Raw genomic sequence first — 15,982 nt, 5'->3', positions numbered from 1 at the left:
CGTTTTCCTATTTCATAACGTTAACCAATCGCTCAAAATTCGCCGCTGATGTATAAAAAGTGTAACAATTGGCCATTCATCACAGTGACTACGACAGCTCTTCACTAGGATGGCGCTCGCTGTAGAACAATTTTGACAACATTTCCAGGTGTGTCCCTCAATTTCACGTGAGTATCGCTAGCGATCAATAGATTGAGGAAGACAAACGAGTTTCCGCTCGAACATCTTCGGGGCATCCGTTTCCTGTTGATGTAATAACTGATAAAGCCATCGGAGGCGCTCATGTTGAGTATTTTTAAGCCAGCGGCACACATTTCCCGTGTACCGCTTGAGAAGGTAGATCCGCTCTATCGAAAGCTACGCTGGCAAATTTTTATGGGGATCTTTTTCGGTTATGCCGCTTATTACCTAGTGCGCAAAAACTTTACCTTAGCAATGCCCTATCTGATCGATCAAGGTTTCAGCAAGGGTGACCTGGGGTTTGCGCTATCGGGGATCTCGATTGCCTACGGATTCTCCAAGTTCATCATGGGGTCTGTTTCTGACCGTTCCAACCCACGCGTATTTCTGCCCGCTGGCCTGATCCTTGCCGCTGCCGTCATGCTTTTTATGGGCTTTGTTCCTTGGGCAACATCCAGCATCGCCGTGATGTTCGTGTTGCTGTTCCTGTGTGGCTGGTTCCAGGGGATGGGTTGGCCTCCCTGTGGCCGTACCATGGTGCACTGGTGGTCGCAGAAAGAGCGCGGCGGTATCGTTTCAGTATGGAACTGCGCCCATAACGTCGGCGGCGGCCTGCCACCACTGTTGTTCCTGGTAGGTATGGCGTGGTTTAACGACTGGAAAGCGGCGCTGTATATGCCTGCGTTCGGTGCGATCCTGATTGCGTTGATCGCTTTTGCCCTGATGCGCGACACGCCACAGTCCTGTGGGTTGCCATCTATCGAAGAGTATAAGAACGACTACCCGGATGATTACAGTGAGAAAGCGGAAGAAGAGCTGACAGCCAAGCAGATCTTCATGCAGTACGTTCTACCAAACAAACTACTGTGGTACATCGCCATAGCTAACGTATTTGTCTACCTTCTGCGTTATGGCATCCTGGATTGGTCACCTACCTATCTGAAAGAAGTGAAGCACTTCACACTGGATAAGTCTTCTTGGGCCTATTTCCTTTACGAGTACGCCGGTATCCCTGGCACACTGCTGTGTGGCTGGATGTCAGACAAAGTATTCAAAGGCAATCGTGGTGCTACTGGTGTGTTCTTCATGACGCTGGTTACCATCGCCACCATCGTTTACTGGCTTAATCCGGTGGGTAACCCAGGTATTGATATGGCCTGTATGATCACTATCGGCTTCCTGATCTATGGCCCAGTCATGCTGATCGGCCTACACGCTCTAGAGCTGGCACCTAAAAAAGCAGCGGGAACTGCCGCAGGCTTCACCGGATTGTTTGGTTATCTTGGGGGGTCGGTCGCAGCAAGCGCCATCGTGGGTTACACCGTAGATTTCTTCGGCTGGGACGGCGGCTTTATGGTGATGATAGGCGGTAGTATTGGTGCGGTATTATTGCTGTTACTGACCATGATCAGTGAGAAGAAACATCACGCCGATATCGCGGCCAAACGCGGTTAACTGTCACAATATTTTTGCATAATTGCCAAAGGTCGCACATCGCGACCTTTTTCCACTCTCTGCCCACAACAAGGAGCACAACAGAATGCGAACTCAAACTACGGCCCTGCTGACAGGGATCATCCTTGCTGCCTCAATGCTAAATGTTACGCAAGCTGCGGATAAAGTGGTTATTGCTCACCGTGGTGCCAGCGGCTATCTACCAGAGCACACACTGCCGGCCAAAGCCATGGCCTACGCACAGGGTGCCGATTTCCTCGAACAAGATTTAGTCATGACCAAGGATAACGAGCTGGTAGTCTTGCACGATCATTATCTGGATCGCGTCACAGACGTCGCACAACGCTTCCCTGATCGGGCACGCAAAGATGGCCGCTACTACGCGATTGATTTTACTTTGTCTGAAATCAAATCCCTGAAGTTCACCGAAGGTTTTGATATTAAAGATGGCAAACAGGTGCAAAGTTACCCTGGTCGTTTCCCAATGGGTAAATCCGATTTCCGCGTACATACCTTCCAGGAAGAGATTGAGTTTGTTCAGGGGCTAAACCATTCAACTGGCAAGAACATCGGTATCTATCCGGAAATCAAAGCACCATGGTTCCATAAGCAGGAAGGTAAAGACATCACCACCAAAGTGCTGGAGGTGCTGAAACAGTATGGCTACACCAAGAAGAGCGATAACGTCTATCTACAATGCTTTGATGCTAACGAATTAAAGCGCATCAAGGAGCAGTTGGAACCCAAGATGGGGATGGATCTGAAGCTAGTGCAGCTGATTGCCCAAACGGATTGGCACGAAACCTACGAGCAGAAAGCCGATGGCAAATGGGTGAACTACGACTACGACTGGATGTTCAAACCGGATGCGATGAAAAAGATCGCCCAGTATGCTGATGGTATCGGCCCTGACTACCATATGCTGATTGCCGAAAAAGAATCCAGCCCAAATCACATCGTGCTGACCGAGATGGTGAAAGACGCACATGCCAACAATCTGCAGGTACATCCCTACACCATTCGCGCAGATAAACTGCCGAAATATGTCACCGATGTAAATCAGCTATTTGACGCTATTTACAATCAGGCCGGAGTTGATGGTGTGTTCACCGACTTCCCAGACCAAGGCGTGCACTTCCTACAAAAACAAGGGCAACACAAGTAGCTTTATCTTTCCCCGCCGGATCTCTCCGGTGGGGTATGCTTATCTCGCGCATACGCCCTCCCCAAAGCCTTGCCAGTGATCCCCTCGCTTGCTTATTACACCCTGAGATGAAAGGATACTGTCGATAGCAATGACACCGCGTAAGGAGAGATAAGCCGTGGAACGTTCTGTCTTACTGCATCATATCAAAACGTCATGTTACGCCTTATCCGCCATTGTATTGACCGGTTGGGTCACCGATGCGCTGAATGAAGGGCTTATTTTCAAAATGATATTGCGCTTTTTTCGCCCAGATGATGTTGAACGTTATTCCCACCCGTTTACCGATTTAGTGAGTTTTTTTATCTGGTTCATTCCATTACTTTTTACCGCAATCCTCTTACTATTTACTTCAGTCATGACATTACATCATGTTAAAAAGCCCCATATCTACCGTATAACCAAGAAAAAAACGTTGCTGCATGGGCCACACATTATTGGTACTCCAGTTTTAGGGAAAGTATCCACCTTCCTGCGAACCTATGCCGCGGCCGAAAAAATATCATTACTGATCCCCCAGGTCTTACAGTCGGAATATCAAAACGAACTGGCGAGCCTTGAGTTAGATAAAGGTATTAATATCCACCTACTAAAAGAAGACGAAGACCTGCAAAAAATAGCGCTGGAGCTGGAACAGTGGATAAAAAAAGAAATGAAAAACAGCCGGCCTGAAGACGCCACACAACTGTTCTTCGATATTACCTATGCTTCACCACTTCGCAGCAGCGCCGCTTTATTCTGCAGTTTGGAGCAGGACATAGAACTGATCCAGGGAACCCCAGGGGGGAAATTATCTTCCTATGATTTGGTCTACGAGGTTCAACAGTAACCGCCTCATAACTGTCCATGTAATCTGGCGTGGAACGAGGGTGCCAGCAGATAATCCATACACCAACGGCTGACTTTTCCCATACCATCAGAACGGGCGGCTAAAAAGAGCTGCGTAGCATGCTTATGTTCCTGCATCGGTTTTTTCACCATCGAACCTGCATTCAGCAGCGGTAACGCTAGGTGATGGGGCACATAACCAATCGCAACATTGCGCTGGACCAGTTCAATGGCGGTGGCAAAATCAGGGACAAACATTGGCTTTTGTCCTTCCAGTAACCAGGCCTGCTGCGGCACAAAGTTCACTGCGGTATCACGAATACAAATCGCCGGATACTGACGCAATGCAGCGTTTTGCAACGGCTGAACCTGGGTTGCCAACGGATGCTGTGGCCCAACGACAAAATCCCACTCCAAATGGCCGATAGACTCGCTGATAATCCCTTCGGTACTCGGCACTACGTGGGGTGCACCAATCACCAGGTTGGCCCTTTTGCTATACAGCGCATCCCAGCACCCGTTATACACTTCGGTATCAATCGTCAAACGTGTGGACGGAAACGCCAGCTCAAAATCACAGACAAACTCAACAATCGCCGAACGGGGGATAATATTGTTCACCGCTATTGTCAACTCCTGCTCTACACCGCCGTGGATCAATGCAGTATTGCGCCGTAACGCATCCAAATCGTTAAGGATGGTTTTGCTTTGCTCGATAAAATACTCCCCTGCTGGGGTCAGTTCGATATAGCGGCCTTTGCGTAAAAACAGCTCAATGCCAAAACTCTCCTCTAATTTTTTAACCGTGTAGCTAATCGCTGAAGGGACTTTGTTCAGGTGCTCGGCAGCAGTAGTGATGCTCTGGTATTTCGCAACCAGATGAACAACCCGCAATGTTTCGTCGGAGATAAACATAATGATTCCCTGAGTCAGCCTATAGAGGAAAGACCACCCGCACAGGAATGCGGGTGGTCTGTTCATTATGCTGGATTATACTCTAAATAATTCGAGTTGCAGGAAGACGGCAACGCTGGTCAGTAGGGTGAGTCTCATTAATGAGACTCATAATCCCCAGGAGCTCACGGAACTCAAGTGGCTGGGGTGTGCCGGGAGCAAATTTGAACGCAGCTTGCAGTGGCCACTGACGGGAACGTGCCAAGGACGAGCCGAGTAGCCAGCCTAGCTTTATTTTTTTACCTGCCTATCCGGCTCAACAACGCATACCCCACACAGGCCACCAGGATCGAGTCCACCGAAGGGATAGTGGTCAAAGTGAAGATACCTTTGACGGTCATAAAGCCCACCGCCGCCCCGGCAAACCATGCTACGAAGGTCAGTAGTTTGATCTGCGGTTCAGTAGCCAGCACCTTTTCCTGATAACCGTGACGACGATAGAGGAAAAAGTCAGCAATGTAGATACCGGCGACCGGTGGTGTGGCAATGCCCAGAAACAGCAGGAACGGAATAAACCAACCCATGATATCCATGCTGCCAACAATCGCCGACAGTATGCCAAGCGCCAGTGTGATCTGCCATTTAGGAAAACGGGTTAATAGTGTTGAAACCACCAGCGTGCCCTGAAACATATTGCCCGCATTACCCGTGATACAGGCGAAGATCAACAACAGCGCCGCTGGCAATACCGAGCCGAATGCCGCCATTGCCGCCAGCAATGAACTTTGGCCACTCAGGGCACTTGGCGTTGCGCCCACCCAGTAGAGGATAGGATAGGCAACCAGGAAAGTCATAAACGCGCCAATCAGCGCATGCTTGCGGTTATGCGCAAAGCTGCCAAAGTCTGGCAAGGTGGCGACCAGCACAATGATCGTTCCCACCACGGTAGATACGGCGACCCCAATCTCCATCTTGCCAACGCTCTGCACCAAGTCGGCCTGACCGTGCGTCGCCACATACAGGATATAGCACAATACTAGTGCAATAACCGGCACCGCGATTTGCGCCACTTTTCCTAGCACGGCAAACCCAAAGGCCGTAGAGACGACAAAGATGCAGCAACCCAGCGCAACCAAAAGCGCTATAGGCAGCTCCATGCCATGCTGCGCCAGCAGATCGTGTAGCGAGTGACCAAACATGTTAGCCGTCACAGCAATCCAACCGAACAGGCTGATTGCCATCAGGATGTTGATGGCAATCGCCCCGCGCTCACCGAAAGGGTATTTCACGATGCCGTAAGTGGGTAACCGAGCCTTCTCCCCGACGCAAATAGTGATGGCCGACAACACGGCCAGGATCACACCGCCCAATGCCACCACTGTGATAAGCCCAGCGCGGGACAGTTGACTACCCAAGCTAGACGATGAGAGCAGCACCGGCGTGACGGCAATCCCCAGCAGGATCATCGCAATGTGAAAACCGGATGCGGTATTGATGTTTTCGTCTGTTTTACGCATGCATTATCCCCAGTAAACCAGGCCGAGCCCTGAGCGCCATCGTGACCCCAAAGAGCTGGGGTCATTTGAGGGTGTGACTACGCCCACGTGCAGTTAAGGGACACGGCCTTTGTCTTGAACATCAATAAATTCAACCGTTAAAGGTTTCGCCGGTATATTGCCGCCAGCCACCATGATCAGTGATTTCCTTCTGCCCCTCTACTAGCCAAGGCTCCGCCAAAACGCCCAGCACTTCGCTACCATCAAGCAGTTTCACCTTGCCGATCGCCAACCCAGCCGGCTCGCTCAACAACAGGGTGGCAAACGAGGCCAGAGGCAGTTCCCACAGCTCCAAAGCGATAGAAACACCACCTTCCATGACCCGAATCATCCCCGGGTGACGATCGTTAATACTCCACAGCCGATAATGGGCATCGGTTTGATCTTCGCGCACAAAAACACCGCCAGCCGAAATCATGTTGCCGTTAAGTTCCAGGCCACGCATCAATGTGCCGTTAACGGCGACAACAGTTGTCAGACTCATTATTTTTTCCTTTTATACCCATCGCCATTCAAGCTGCAGCGGTGTTGGCTTCGTTCGTTCACCCCAGTCACATAGTGGGCTATTCTCCTGGGGACTCACTCGCTTGCCGCCTACCTGCAACTTGAACGAGCTTGGGTACAGTTATGATTTAATCCAAGTGCCGGTCTGGTGATTCAGCGCGGCTTTAATCGCCTGTGGGCTGGTAATCAAACCCTGGCCGTGTTTTCCCTGTTGCAAGCTATTGCTGACAAACCGCAGGATCGCTTCTATTTTCGGCTGCATACTGCCAGCACCAAACTGCCCCTGCTGCAGTAAATCCTCTGCCTGCTCAATGCTTAGCTCATCCAACCACTGTTGCTGTGGTGTACCAAAATTAATGGCGACCTGTTCAACACCGGTGGGGATCATCAGCAGATCGGCACCCAACTGTTCTGCCAGCAGCGCAGAGGCGAGATCTTTGTCGATCACCGCTTCCACCCCCTGCAACTGTTGATGCTCATCCCGTATGACCGGGATACCACCGCCGCCACAGGCAATCACGATGCACCCTTGTGCCAAGAGTTGGCTTATCACCTCACGCTCAACGATCTCCAACGGAGCGGGTGACGGCACGGTACGCCGCCAACCTCGGCCGGCATCCTCCATCACTGTCCAGCCCAATTCCTGCTGACGCTCCAACGCCGTTTGGCGATCGAAAAATGCCCCTACCGGCTTGTTGGGATACTGGAATGCCTTATCGTTTACATCCACCAGAGTTTGTGTCACCAACGCCACCACGGGCCGCTGAATACCACGCCGTTGCAATTCGTTATTCAGGGCTTTCTGGAACATGTAGCCAATCGCACCCTGTGTATCGCCTACCGCGTAGTCCAGCGGTACGGGTGCCACTTCTTCTGCTGACAGTTCAGAACGGCGCAGGATAAAACCAACCTGCGGCCCGTTACCGTGGGTCAGAACCAGATCCCAACCGGCTTCGATCATCTCTACGACGTGCCCTACCGTTCCCATCACCGCCTGATACTGGTCGGGAATACTGGTATGTTGGTCGCTCTGGATCAGTGCGTTGCCACCAACGGCAACTACCGCTAAAGGTCTGCTCATGATTATTCTCCCGCAGACAGTGACTGGGCTAGCGCCTGAATGGCGTCGACAAAGCAGGGCATTGGCGCAGTAGTAATACCGGCACCAATTTGCCCCACTCCTGCCTGCTTGTGGGCAATACCGGTATTAATCACCGGCAGGATTTGACGGTCAGCCACCTTGCGGGCATCGATCCCCGCTGCCGTTGGCGCAAAGTTAAGTGCTGGCAGCGTAAAGGCCGGGTTAGCCCCGATGGTTATCGCCTGCATACGGCGGCTGTTATTGGTGGCATCGGCTGGTGTACCACCAACAAATTTAACGATGGCCGGTGAAGAGGCCATGGCAAATCCTCCCACTCCCGCGGTTTCAGTGATCGCACTGTCCCCTAAATCCGCAGCCGCGTCATCGACACCGAAACCAGGGAAGAACAACCCTTCAACCGCGTTGGCCGGTGCCTGGAACCAGCGATCGCCAGTGCCGGACAAACGAATACCAAAATTGACCCCATTGCGGGCCATCACAGTGACCATTGAGCTGTACGGCACGCCAGTAGCCGCATCCATCATGGCTTTACAGGCCGCCATCGACAGATTGAGGAAAAAGTGATCGTTACCGGTAATGAACGCCACAACCCGTTGCAGCGTTTCCAGCGGCAGGTTACAGGCCAGCAATGCGGGCACCACTTGCTTGATCAGCAAGCCGGTGGCAGCAGAGTTACGATTGTGAACCTCATCGCCCATATGCAGTGCCTGCGCCATCAACGGTTTTAGCTCCAGTTCACCCATTTGGCTAACCGCCGCTTTTAGCGCCGGAGCCAGCTCCTGCTTCATCCACTGCAGGCGTTGCAGGACTTCTTCGTTGTTGGCACCAAACCGCAGAACCTTACCCAGCCCTTCGTTGAAGTTGCTGAACGCTCGTTTGCCGTTAGTTTTATTCTCAATGACCCACAGCGGCATCGACGGACTGATAATTCCGGCCATCGGGCCAACCGCTTGATGATGGTGGCAAGGTTCCAGATCAATCTGACCTTCTTCCACTAAACGCTCGGCGCTTTGGTGGTCGCTGGCCCACCCCTCAAACAAGATTGCGCCAATGATTGCGCCTTTCACCGGGCCACACATATCTGGCCAAGCTATCGGTGGCCCGGAATGCAGGATCAGCTTGCGTTGGGCCATAGCGGCAATGGCTTCACCGGCACTTAGCACGTCGACCAGCACGGGCTGAGCGCTCAAATAACGTTCCAGGGCGATTTGATTGGCTTGCTCAACCAGCGGATGACGGATCAACGCCGCCAGATCCAGGCCTGCCTGAACGTTACCCATTGCTGGCGGTTGCCAATGAAGTGCGACCACATCACCGTTCGCCTGTTTCAGGTTGTCGGCAAAACCAGCCAATCCGGCGTTAACCACTTTCAGTGGCTGCTGAAATAATGGGTTCATGCTGTTTCTCCGTTTTTCTCAGCCTGAATATGAGCAATTTGGCTGGCCCACAGCGCTGCCAGGGCGTTGCAACCGGCAACCAGGACACCAGCCTGACGCAGTGCGTCAATCTGACGTGAACGTTGTTGAGGATCGGCTTCTGTGCCGCACACGTGGGCAATCAACAGTGGCCCGTTCTGGCTTTTATGTTGGCTCAACAACGTGAGCAGTTCGCTCGCAGGTTCGGCGGCTGCGCCATAGCCTAATACCAGATCAAACAGCACTACGGCGGTCTCTGGGTCATTTAACTCAGCCACAATGCGTTGGTTGCGCAAAGTTGGGTCGATCATCGGGTGCGGTCTGCCACGGGTGAAATCATCGTCTCCCATGTCGATCAGCGTATGACCCTGGCTACGCCAAATATCTGTCAGCTTGGCGTTACCTTTGACCGGCGTATTGGAAGCGGCAATAAATCCTTGCTGTTGGCACAAAAGCTGTCCTTCGTAGCAGAAGGTGCCACCAGCAAAAACACCGCGAATTGCCCGGCGTGTGGCAGGCAATAGGGTACTGGTCTGTTGCAACATCTGTAGATCCTGATGCGGGATAAGCGTCACCGAATCTGGTGCAGGCTGGCCATTAGCCAGTGCAACCGCGATCCCGGCCGCGTCGGCTAACGTCGCCGCAACGGTGATCCCAGGGCGGCGAATCTCTTCGGGAACGGCTCCCAGGAAGTTGACCACGACGGGTTTACCGCACGCCTGAGCGCGTTCAAGAATACGTTCCGCCACCGGGCGGGCGGGCGGTTTGGAGATCAGCACAATCACTTGGGTTGTCGGGTCACTCGCCAGTGCCTCTAGTCCGTGCAGCATTGAAATCCCGCCGATCTCTTCGTGCAGATCGTGTCCACCAGTACCCAGCGCCTGCGAAATCCCCGCACTAAGTTGATCGATACGACAGCTTACTTCCTGCAAACCGGTACCCGATGCCCCAACAATACCGATCGAACCAGCTTTTACCACGTTGGCAAAACCCAGTGGTAAGCCATTGATAATGGCTGTACCGCAATCCGGCCCCATCACCAAGCGGTTTTTACGTTGGGCCAGTAACTTGATCTGTTTTTCCTGCGCCAGGCTGACGTTGTCGCTGAACAACATGACGTTCATGCCCAGATTTAATGCCTTGATAGCTTCCGCCGCCGCATAATCTCCCGGTACGGAAATCAGCGCCAGATTGATATCAGCCTGCTGCTCAACGGCCATTTCCAGGCTCACTAACTGCGGCGCACGTGGGCCATCCGTGCCATTTTCCTGTGGTTTACTGTTAAGACGCTGATGGGCAATTTCCAGCGCTTCGGTGCAAGCATCAGCATCTCCCCTGACAGCGATAATCAAATCGTTTGGCCCAGCGTTACCACCATCATCCAGACCTGCATCCCGCAGTTGAGCCAGGTTGGTTTCCGTTCCCATCACTACCGATGCCTGTTCAATACCAGGGAGTTTGCTGATTTGCGCTGAAATCTGCATCAGCGAAACTGAGTCCTGATAGAGATTGGCAAAAACTTTATGCATTACACTCATCGCATTTACCTGTTCGAAATTCGCCTGCTACTGAAAAATTCAGGCGCAAGGGTTTCCTGCTGAAAATCATTAAATTTCAGCATGCTAAAATCAGTAAGTTCGTCGAACCGAGTTCAAAGCAGGCTTCTTAACGTTCTCAAGCCATGCAAGATCCCAGCTAAGCAGTCCACACCGGATGAAGCCCCAAACTGCATTACTTCACGTGCTGCAGCCTGAACCTTCACAATAGAGGCTGTGGAACTAAGCACTGACATCAACTGGCAGACCGGGGCAGAAAAATGCCCCTCCAACGCGCGCGCCAGGTAATGTCGGCTAATATCGTTGGTACGCATCAATTGGTTGCCGATAAAGCGACGTAACGTAGCGTCATGGTTTGCAAGCAGGGGATGCTGCCGCCATGGCCACAGTGCTGCCATATAGCCCAGTAGATAGTCATCCCCATCGGGGGTTAGCCCGCGCCCGTAGCCAATCAGTGCGGTTACTTCGGCTGCCAGTCGTTCAGGACTGTCTGTCAGCCGAAGCTGTACCGGGCGTGGTGGCGGAGTGCGTAACGCACCGCGTTGTTCCATGTCAGGCAGTAGCTGCAAATCGCTTTCGCTATGGTTTTGCTGACAATACCGGCCAAGTTGCCACGCCAACGTAGGATAGTGGCGGCAGGCTGTCAGTAAGGCTGGGTGCCATGCCTGCGACAATCCTTGTTTTGGCTGCCAACGCGAAGCGCCGTTTAGTGCGACGCACCAGCCTGCGCCTTGCAGCATACCTTGACGAAAAGTGACAACTTGGCCAATCCGCGCCTGATAACGCCAATCCCAATCGTCACCCACCGAGATGCGGATGGCGTCCGGCAAATCCTGAAAGTCACCACTCAGCAACGACAGTAGATAACCATCAGAGTGAGAGAGATTTATCGAGCGTTGAAAACAGCTGTGCACCAAGAGGCGCCCCTGTTCTGCTAGTCGGCCGACCGCCAGATAACCCACAGAAAGTGCCGAAAACACCCTGAATGTCATGATTCTTCTCCCACCTCCGGCTTCCCGCCGATCAGTTTTGTAACCCATCCACAATTGCGGATGCATCAGTGACCCAGCCAAAAATCGCGCCCTGGGCTTTGATCATCTCTAAAGCATATTTCTGGAACTCGGGGAAGTAAGACCCCACACAATCTTGTGGGATGATGCATTCGTAGCCGCGATCGTTAGCTTCACGTACCGTAGTATTGACGCACACTTCGGTTGTCACACCACAAACAATCAACGTTTTGATGCCATGGTTTTGCAAAATCAAATGCAGGTCGGTCTGGTAAAACGCGCCTTTACCCGGTTTGTCGATCACCGGTTCACCCGCTTGCGGGTAAAGTTCAGGAATAATGTCGTGGCCCGCCTCGCCCCTTACCAGAATGCGACCCATCGGCCCATGAGTACCGATAAAGGTTTGTCCGCCACGAGTTAATTTGGCAGGAGGACAATCGCTCAAGTCGGCACGGTGACCTTCACGAGTGTGGATCACCAGCAATCCCTGGCCGCGCGCGGCATCCAGAACCCGCTTGCAGGGTTCAATGGCACTGCGAACGAAAGAGACATCGTTACCCAATGCTTCACCAAAGCCACCGGGCTCAACAAAATCTCTCTGCATATCAATCAATACCAGCGCAGTACTCGCGATATCGAACGGTAGAGGGAAAGGTTCTGCGTGAAAAGTTTTCCGTGTCATGGCGTCTCTCCTGAATCATCATTTTGTTGTCTGATTGGAGTATAAGCGGCTGCGTCAGACATAACAGATAAAGGATTTCTCGCGTAGCAACGAAAAATTTGCAGCAGTCAAATACCCTGATACTTTGTATGAGATTACCGCCATGTGCTGTTTTGGCTGCAATTAAGTTGATGCAGGAAGGGGAATAAAATCGAAAAAATCGTTGATGGAATGTGAGCTAAGTCTCTTAGATCAAACCTAGGGGCGCAGCCAGATTAAGGCTACGCCCTGTGCATTAAGCCAGGAACATTTTGCGCAGATAGTGCGGCACAGCGTCATCAGCATTAGAGCCAATAACCTCAAGATCCGGTAGCGTGTCTTTCAGGCGTTGGTGAGCATCACGCATGATGCAGCCCTTTCCTGCCATCGACAGCATTTCCAAATCGTTCATGCCGTCGCCAAAGGCGATACACTCTTTCAGCGAATAACCGATAATTTTGGCCACTTCTTCCAGTGCATGGCCTTTCGATACGCCGCCCGCCATCACCTCAAGGCAGGTGGGTAATGAGAAGCTGACGTTAACCCGATCGCCCCAGCGTGCATTGATGGCGTCTTCCAGCGGCAGTAGTTTGTCATGGTCGTCACTGGTGAAGTACACCTTACACACACCATCCGTTTCCAGCAGACCTGGCTCAAACAACTGGTATTTAAAGATCGACTCTTGGAAGAATTTTTCCTGCTCTGGGCTTTCGCGGTTCATGAACCAGTCGTCGTTGCGGTAGACGTTGGTCAGGATATCCTGGTTATCATGCATCATATTATAAAGATCGCGGGCGATATCCTGATCCAGATTGTGACTAAAGAGCAATTCCCCTTCGGTGTTGTGCACGCGCGCACCGTTAGAGGTAATCATAAAAGCGCTAATACCAAGATTATCGCGGATCTGGGAAACATCGATATGATGGCGTCCTGTGGCGAAAATAAAGTGCACGCCACGCTGTGTCAGCAGTTGCAGCGTTTCTTTAGCATAAGGTGTCAAGGTATGGTCGGGTGATAGCAGCGTGCCATCTAAATCGGAAGCAACGACGTGATACATAGCGATATGTTCTAACCTCTGATGGAATTGTCGGCGGCAACATTACCGCCTAAATGTTGGGCAAAGAAATGCAGGATTACATTCAGTGCCTCGGCGCGCATCGCGTCCCGCTCAAACAAGATCTCATGGCGTGCGCCTTTGATAACCCAGGGTTTTCCCCCTTCACATGGGTGCCCCGCGTCTGAAAGTGCCTGACAAAAATCCCAGTGGGAACGGTTATCGACGACCCGATCCTCACTGGCTTGCAATAATAAAATCGGTGTCGTGATTTTAGCGGCCTGAGCGATGATCTGCCGACCCGCCTGAATACTTTCCCGGACCCAATGATAGGTTGGCCCGCCCACTTGCAGGTCGGGATAATCGGCATAACAGCTCAGGCTGCGACGATACCGCTCACGACTATGGGTCAGCACATTCACCACATAAGGTAAAGGCCGCCACTGCCCAGTACCTACCGCATAGTAGTCACGAAGTAATGGGCGTTTTTCTGTCCAGTTGAGAATTTTATTGGCCATCCAATCCGGCATCGGCAGATAAATACCCAACATCGGTGCACACAGTACCGCCGCCGCAAAAGCTTGCGGTTCCCGTATAAGGAACTGCGCCAGTATTGCGCCTCCCATCGAGTGGGCCAACGCCAAACACTGCCTGTAACCACGCGGTTCGACTTCCTGATGGTAAAACCGAGCAAAATCTTCAACATAATCAGTAAAGTTGACCACATGACCACGATGTGGGTCTGGCAGCATACGTCCTGAACGCCCTTGCCCACGATGATCAATAATCATCACGTCGTAACCGCTATGAAACAGGTCGTAGGCAACTTCTGGATATTTGACGTAGCTTTCGATTCGTCCTGGGCTAACCACAACGACACGCTGATGCAGCGGCGAACTGAAGCGCACAAAACGGATAGGTACGTCACCGATGCCCGCGAATTCGCCCTCTTCCCGCTGTCGCCAAAAGTCCAGCAATGGCCCTGTCGCAAATGCGGAAAATTGTTTTTCACGGTTTAACCATTCATCTGGAACACGAGTGAGTGACGTCATTACCTGCCTTTTAAAGGGGGTAGCACTTATAGAAATGTCCACCCTATGGATTTCAAGTTATAGCCAAGCAGCAAGCACGGTTATGTCCTGCAGCTGACCTTGGTAAGTAACTGGGGTAACTCAAATCAACAATGCTGTAGCTTGAAAGACAACGGGTATAGAGTATTGTGGCACAAATTAGCGTATTCAGGGAGCATTACAATGACCTTAGACTGGTGGTTAACCTATCTGCTGACAACCTTTATTCTCAGCCTTTCTCCAGGCTCTGGTGCTATCAATACCATGAGTACCGGGATCAGCCACGGTCTTCGTGGTGCTGCGGCGTCGATTGCCGGGCTACAGGTAGGATTGAGTATCCATATCGTACTGGTGGGGATTGGCCTAGGTGCCATCGTTTCACAGTCGCTGTTGGCTTTTGAACTACTGAAATGGTTCGGCGTGGGCTATCTGATTTGGTTGGGACTTCAGCAATGGCGTGCCGCTGGCGCGTTGGATTTACACACGTTGGCAGGTACCATACCCCGTCGTCGCCTGTTTCAGCGGGCCGTCTTAGTCAACCTGAGCAACCCCAAAAGCATTGTGTTCTTGGCGGCGCTGTTTCCACAGTTTATTCTGCCCAATCAGCCCCAGGCCGAGCAGTACGTCATTCTGGGTGTCACCACGGTGGTGGTCGATATTTTCGTGATGATTGGTTACGCCACACTGGCAACACGCATTGCCGGTTGGTTGAAAACACCGCGCCAAATGCAACTGTTGAACCGTATTTTTGGCTCGTTGTTTATTCTGGTGGCTGGACTACTGGCAACAGCCAGAAAAGCATGACCCCAGACGATCTTAACGAGTGAAGATCAAATGCAGACCAAAACCAGTAAACAAGGCCCCCGCAAAGCCATCGATCCATTTCGCTATGCGCTGATAACCTCGGCGCATAGTGGGCAGCGCGAACACTATAGCAACTAGAGTAAACCAGACAAAAGTTTCACCCGTGATCAAAGCAAATAATCCCCAACGGGCACCAGCCCCAACTTCTTCGCCAACAAACAGCGAAAATACGCTACCGAAGTAAATAACCGCTTTGGGGTTAGAAAGATTAGTCAGCAAACCACGAATAAAACTGTGACCGGGTTTGGGTAACACGACCGCCACCGCTTCCGCAGACACAGTTTGCCCATTCTGCCGACGGGCAGAGCGTAACAATTGCCAGCCCATCCAGCACAGGTAAAGGCCACCACCGACCATAATAATCTGATGTAGCCATGCCATCTTCTGCAGGATCAAATTCAGTCCGAGCAATGCCACCCCGGCCCAGACCATGACACCGAGAGAAATCCCCACCACACCCATCATTGCTTCACGACGCGAACGGCTGACCGCAGTTTGTGATACGAAAAAGAAATCTGGCCCTGGGCTCATCAGTGCTATCAAATGCACTACTGCCACCTTCAAAAACAACATCAGCATGATTGTTCATC

General features: G+C 51.9%; 14 protein-coding genes and 1 pseudogene. 4 read left to right on the top strand and 11 right to left on the bottom strand.

Going from position 1 to position 15,982, the window contains the following annotated elements; genetic code table 11:
* The first annotated feature begins 282 nt into the window (after positions 1-282).
* From glpT to OK023_RS18675, 3 genes are all read left to right on the top strand, one after another.
* The gene (gene glpT / locus OK023_RS18685; protein ID WP_317694139.1) at positions 283-1,635 is read left to right on the top strand and encodes a glycerol-3-phosphate transporter; all 1,353 of its coding nucleotides are present in this window, start codon (positions 283-285) and stop codon (positions 1,633-1,635) included.
* A gap of 85 nt (positions 1,636-1,720) precedes the next feature.
* Positions 1,721-2,800 (top strand): glycerophosphodiester phosphodiesterase, encoded by a 1,080-nt coding sequence (gene glpQ, locus OK023_RS18680; protein WP_317694137.1) that lies wholly within the window; start codon positions 1,721-1,723, stop codon positions 2,798-2,800.
* 157 nt (positions 2,801-2,957) lie between these two features.
* The gene (locus OK023_RS18675) at positions 2,958-3,668 is read left to right on the top strand and encodes a hypothetical protein (protein ID WP_317694136.1); all 711 of its coding nucleotides are present in this window, start codon (positions 2,958-2,960) and stop codon (positions 3,666-3,668) included.
* Positions 3,669-3,673: 5 nt separating this feature from the next.
* Here the strand turns inward: OK023_RS18675 and OK023_RS18670 are convergent, their stop codons facing one another.
* From OK023_RS18670 to pldB, 10 genes and pseudogenes are all read right to left on the bottom strand, one after another.
* On the bottom strand, positions 3,674-4,582 hold the full coding sequence (locus OK023_RS18670; protein ID WP_317694135.1) for a LysR substrate-binding domain-containing protein: 909 nt from the start codon (positions 4,580-4,582) through the stop codon (positions 3,674-3,676).
* Between the two features lie 278 nt (positions 4,583-4,860).
* Positions 4,861-6,078, bottom strand: coding sequence for a cytosine permease (locus OK023_RS18665; RefSeq protein WP_317694134.1), 1,218 nt, complete (start codon positions 6,076-6,078; stop codon positions 4,861-4,863).
* Between the two features lie 130 nt (positions 6,079-6,208).
* A complete protein-coding gene (locus OK023_RS18660) occupies positions 6,209-6,601 on the bottom strand; it encodes a glutamyl-tRNA amidotransferase (protein ID WP_317694133.1) in 393 nt (130 codons plus the stop codon).
* A gap of 141 nt (positions 6,602-6,742) precedes the next feature.
* Positions 6,743-7,702, bottom strand: a complete 960-nt coding sequence (gene arcC / locus OK023_RS18655; protein WP_317694131.1) for a carbamate kinase — start codon at positions 7,700-7,702, stop codon at positions 6,743-6,745.
* A pseudogene (locus tag OK023_RS18650) lies at positions 7,698-9,120 on the bottom strand (DUF1116 domain-containing protein); the annotation flags it as partial. The gene arcC and the pseudogene OK023_RS18650, both read right to left, overlap by 5 nt.
* A complete protein-coding gene (fdrA, locus tag OK023_RS18645) occupies positions 9,117-10,676 on the bottom strand; it encodes an acyl-CoA synthetase FdrA (protein ID WP_317694128.1) in 1,560 nt (519 codons plus the stop codon). The gene fdrA and the pseudogene OK023_RS18650, both read right to left, overlap by 4 nt.
* A 113-nt stretch (positions 10,677-10,789) precedes the next feature.
* Positions 10,790-11,686: a DUF2877 domain-containing protein gene (locus tag OK023_RS18640; protein ID WP_317694127.1), complete on the bottom strand. Its 897-nt coding sequence runs from the start codon at positions 11,684-11,686 to the stop codon at positions 10,790-10,792.
* Between the two features lie 31 nt (positions 11,687-11,717).
* Entirely contained in the window at positions 11,718-12,386 is a 669-nt protein-coding gene (locus tag OK023_RS18635) for a cysteine hydrolase (protein WP_317694126.1), read from the bottom strand.
* A gap of 274 nt (positions 12,387-12,660) precedes the next feature.
* Positions 12,661-13,461 carry a sugar/pyridoxal phosphate phosphatase YigL gene (gene yigL, locus OK023_RS18630; protein ID WP_317694125.1) on the bottom strand — a complete coding sequence of 267 codons (801 nt, stop codon included), beginning with the start codon at positions 13,459-13,461 and terminating at the stop codon, positions 12,661-12,663.
* 11 nt (positions 13,462-13,472) lie between these two features.
* A complete protein-coding gene (pldB, locus tag OK023_RS18625) occupies positions 13,473-14,510 on the bottom strand; it encodes a lysophospholipase L2 (RefSeq protein WP_317694124.1) in 1,038 nt (345 codons plus the stop codon).
* 201 nt (positions 14,511-14,711) lie between these two features.
* Between pldB and rhtB the strand changes: the two genes are divergently transcribed.
* On the top strand, positions 14,712-15,332 hold the full coding sequence (rhtB, locus tag OK023_RS18620) for a homoserine/homoserine lactone efflux protein (RefSeq protein ID WP_317694123.1): 621 nt from the start codon (positions 14,712-14,714) through the stop codon (positions 15,330-15,332).
* A 12-nt stretch (positions 15,333-15,344) separates the two neighbouring features.
* On the opposite strand, the gene rhtC is transcribed toward rhtB, so the two are convergent.
* Entirely contained in the window at positions 15,345-15,971 is a 627-nt protein-coding gene (rhtC, locus tag OK023_RS18615; RefSeq protein WP_317694122.1) for a threonine export protein RhtC, read from the bottom strand.
* Positions 15,972-15,982: the final 11 nt, after the last annotated feature.

Source organism: Serratia sp. UGAL515B_01 (assembly GCF_033095805.1).
Classification (GTDB): Bacteria; Pseudomonadota; Gammaproteobacteria; order Enterobacterales; family Enterobacteriaceae; genus Chania.
Note: the sequence above shows the minus strand (reverse complement) of the source record. Positions and strands in the feature narration are given on the sequence as shown.

Excerpts from the sequence above, each read along its gene's own strand:
- glpT (WP_317694139.1), top strand. The coding sequence starts at position 283 with ATGTTGAGTATTTTTAAGCCAGCGGCACACATTTCCCGTGTACCGCTT.
- glpQ (WP_317694137.1), top strand. The coding sequence starts at position 1,721 with ATGCGAACTCAAACTACGGCCCTGCTGACAGGGATCATCCTTGCTGCC.
- OK023_RS18670 (WP_317694135.1), bottom strand. The coding sequence starts at position 4,582 with ATGTTTATCTCCGACGAAACATTGCGGGTTGTTCATCTGGTTGCGAAA.
- OK023_RS18665 (WP_317694134.1), bottom strand. The coding sequence starts at position 6,078 with ATGCGTAAAACAGACGAAAACATCAATACCGCATCCGGTTTTCACATT.
- OK023_RS18660 (WP_317694133.1), bottom strand. The coding sequence starts at position 6,601 with ATGAGTCTGACAACTGTTGTCGCCGTTAACGGCACATTGATGCGTGGC.
- arcC (WP_317694131.1), bottom strand. The coding sequence starts at position 7,702 with ATGAGCAGACCTTTAGCGGTAGTTGCCGTTGGTGGCAACGCACTGATC.
- fdrA (WP_317694128.1), bottom strand. The coding sequence starts at position 10,676 with ATGAGTGTAATGCATAAAGTTTTTGCCAATCTCTATCAGGACTCAGTT.
- OK023_RS18640 (WP_317694127.1), bottom strand. The coding sequence starts at position 11,686 with ATGACATTCAGGGTGTTTTCGGCACTTTCTGTGGGTTATCTGGCGGTC.
- OK023_RS18635 (WP_317694126.1), bottom strand. The coding sequence starts at position 12,386 with ATGACACGGAAAACTTTTCACGCAGAACCTTTCCCTCTACCGTTCGAT.
- yigL (WP_317694125.1), bottom strand. The coding sequence starts at position 13,461 with ATGTATCACGTCGTTGCTTCCGATTTAGATGGCACGCTGCTATCACCC.
- pldB (WP_317694124.1), bottom strand. The coding sequence starts at position 14,510 with ATGACGTCACTCACTCGTGTTCCAGATGAATGGTTAAACCGTGAAAAA.
- rhtB (WP_317694123.1), top strand. The coding sequence starts at position 14,712 with ATGACCTTAGACTGGTGGTTAACCTATCTGCTGACAACCTTTATTCTC.
- rhtC (WP_317694122.1), bottom strand. The coding sequence starts at position 15,971 with ATGCTGATGTTGTTTTTGAAGGTGGCAGTAGTGCATTTGATAGCACTG.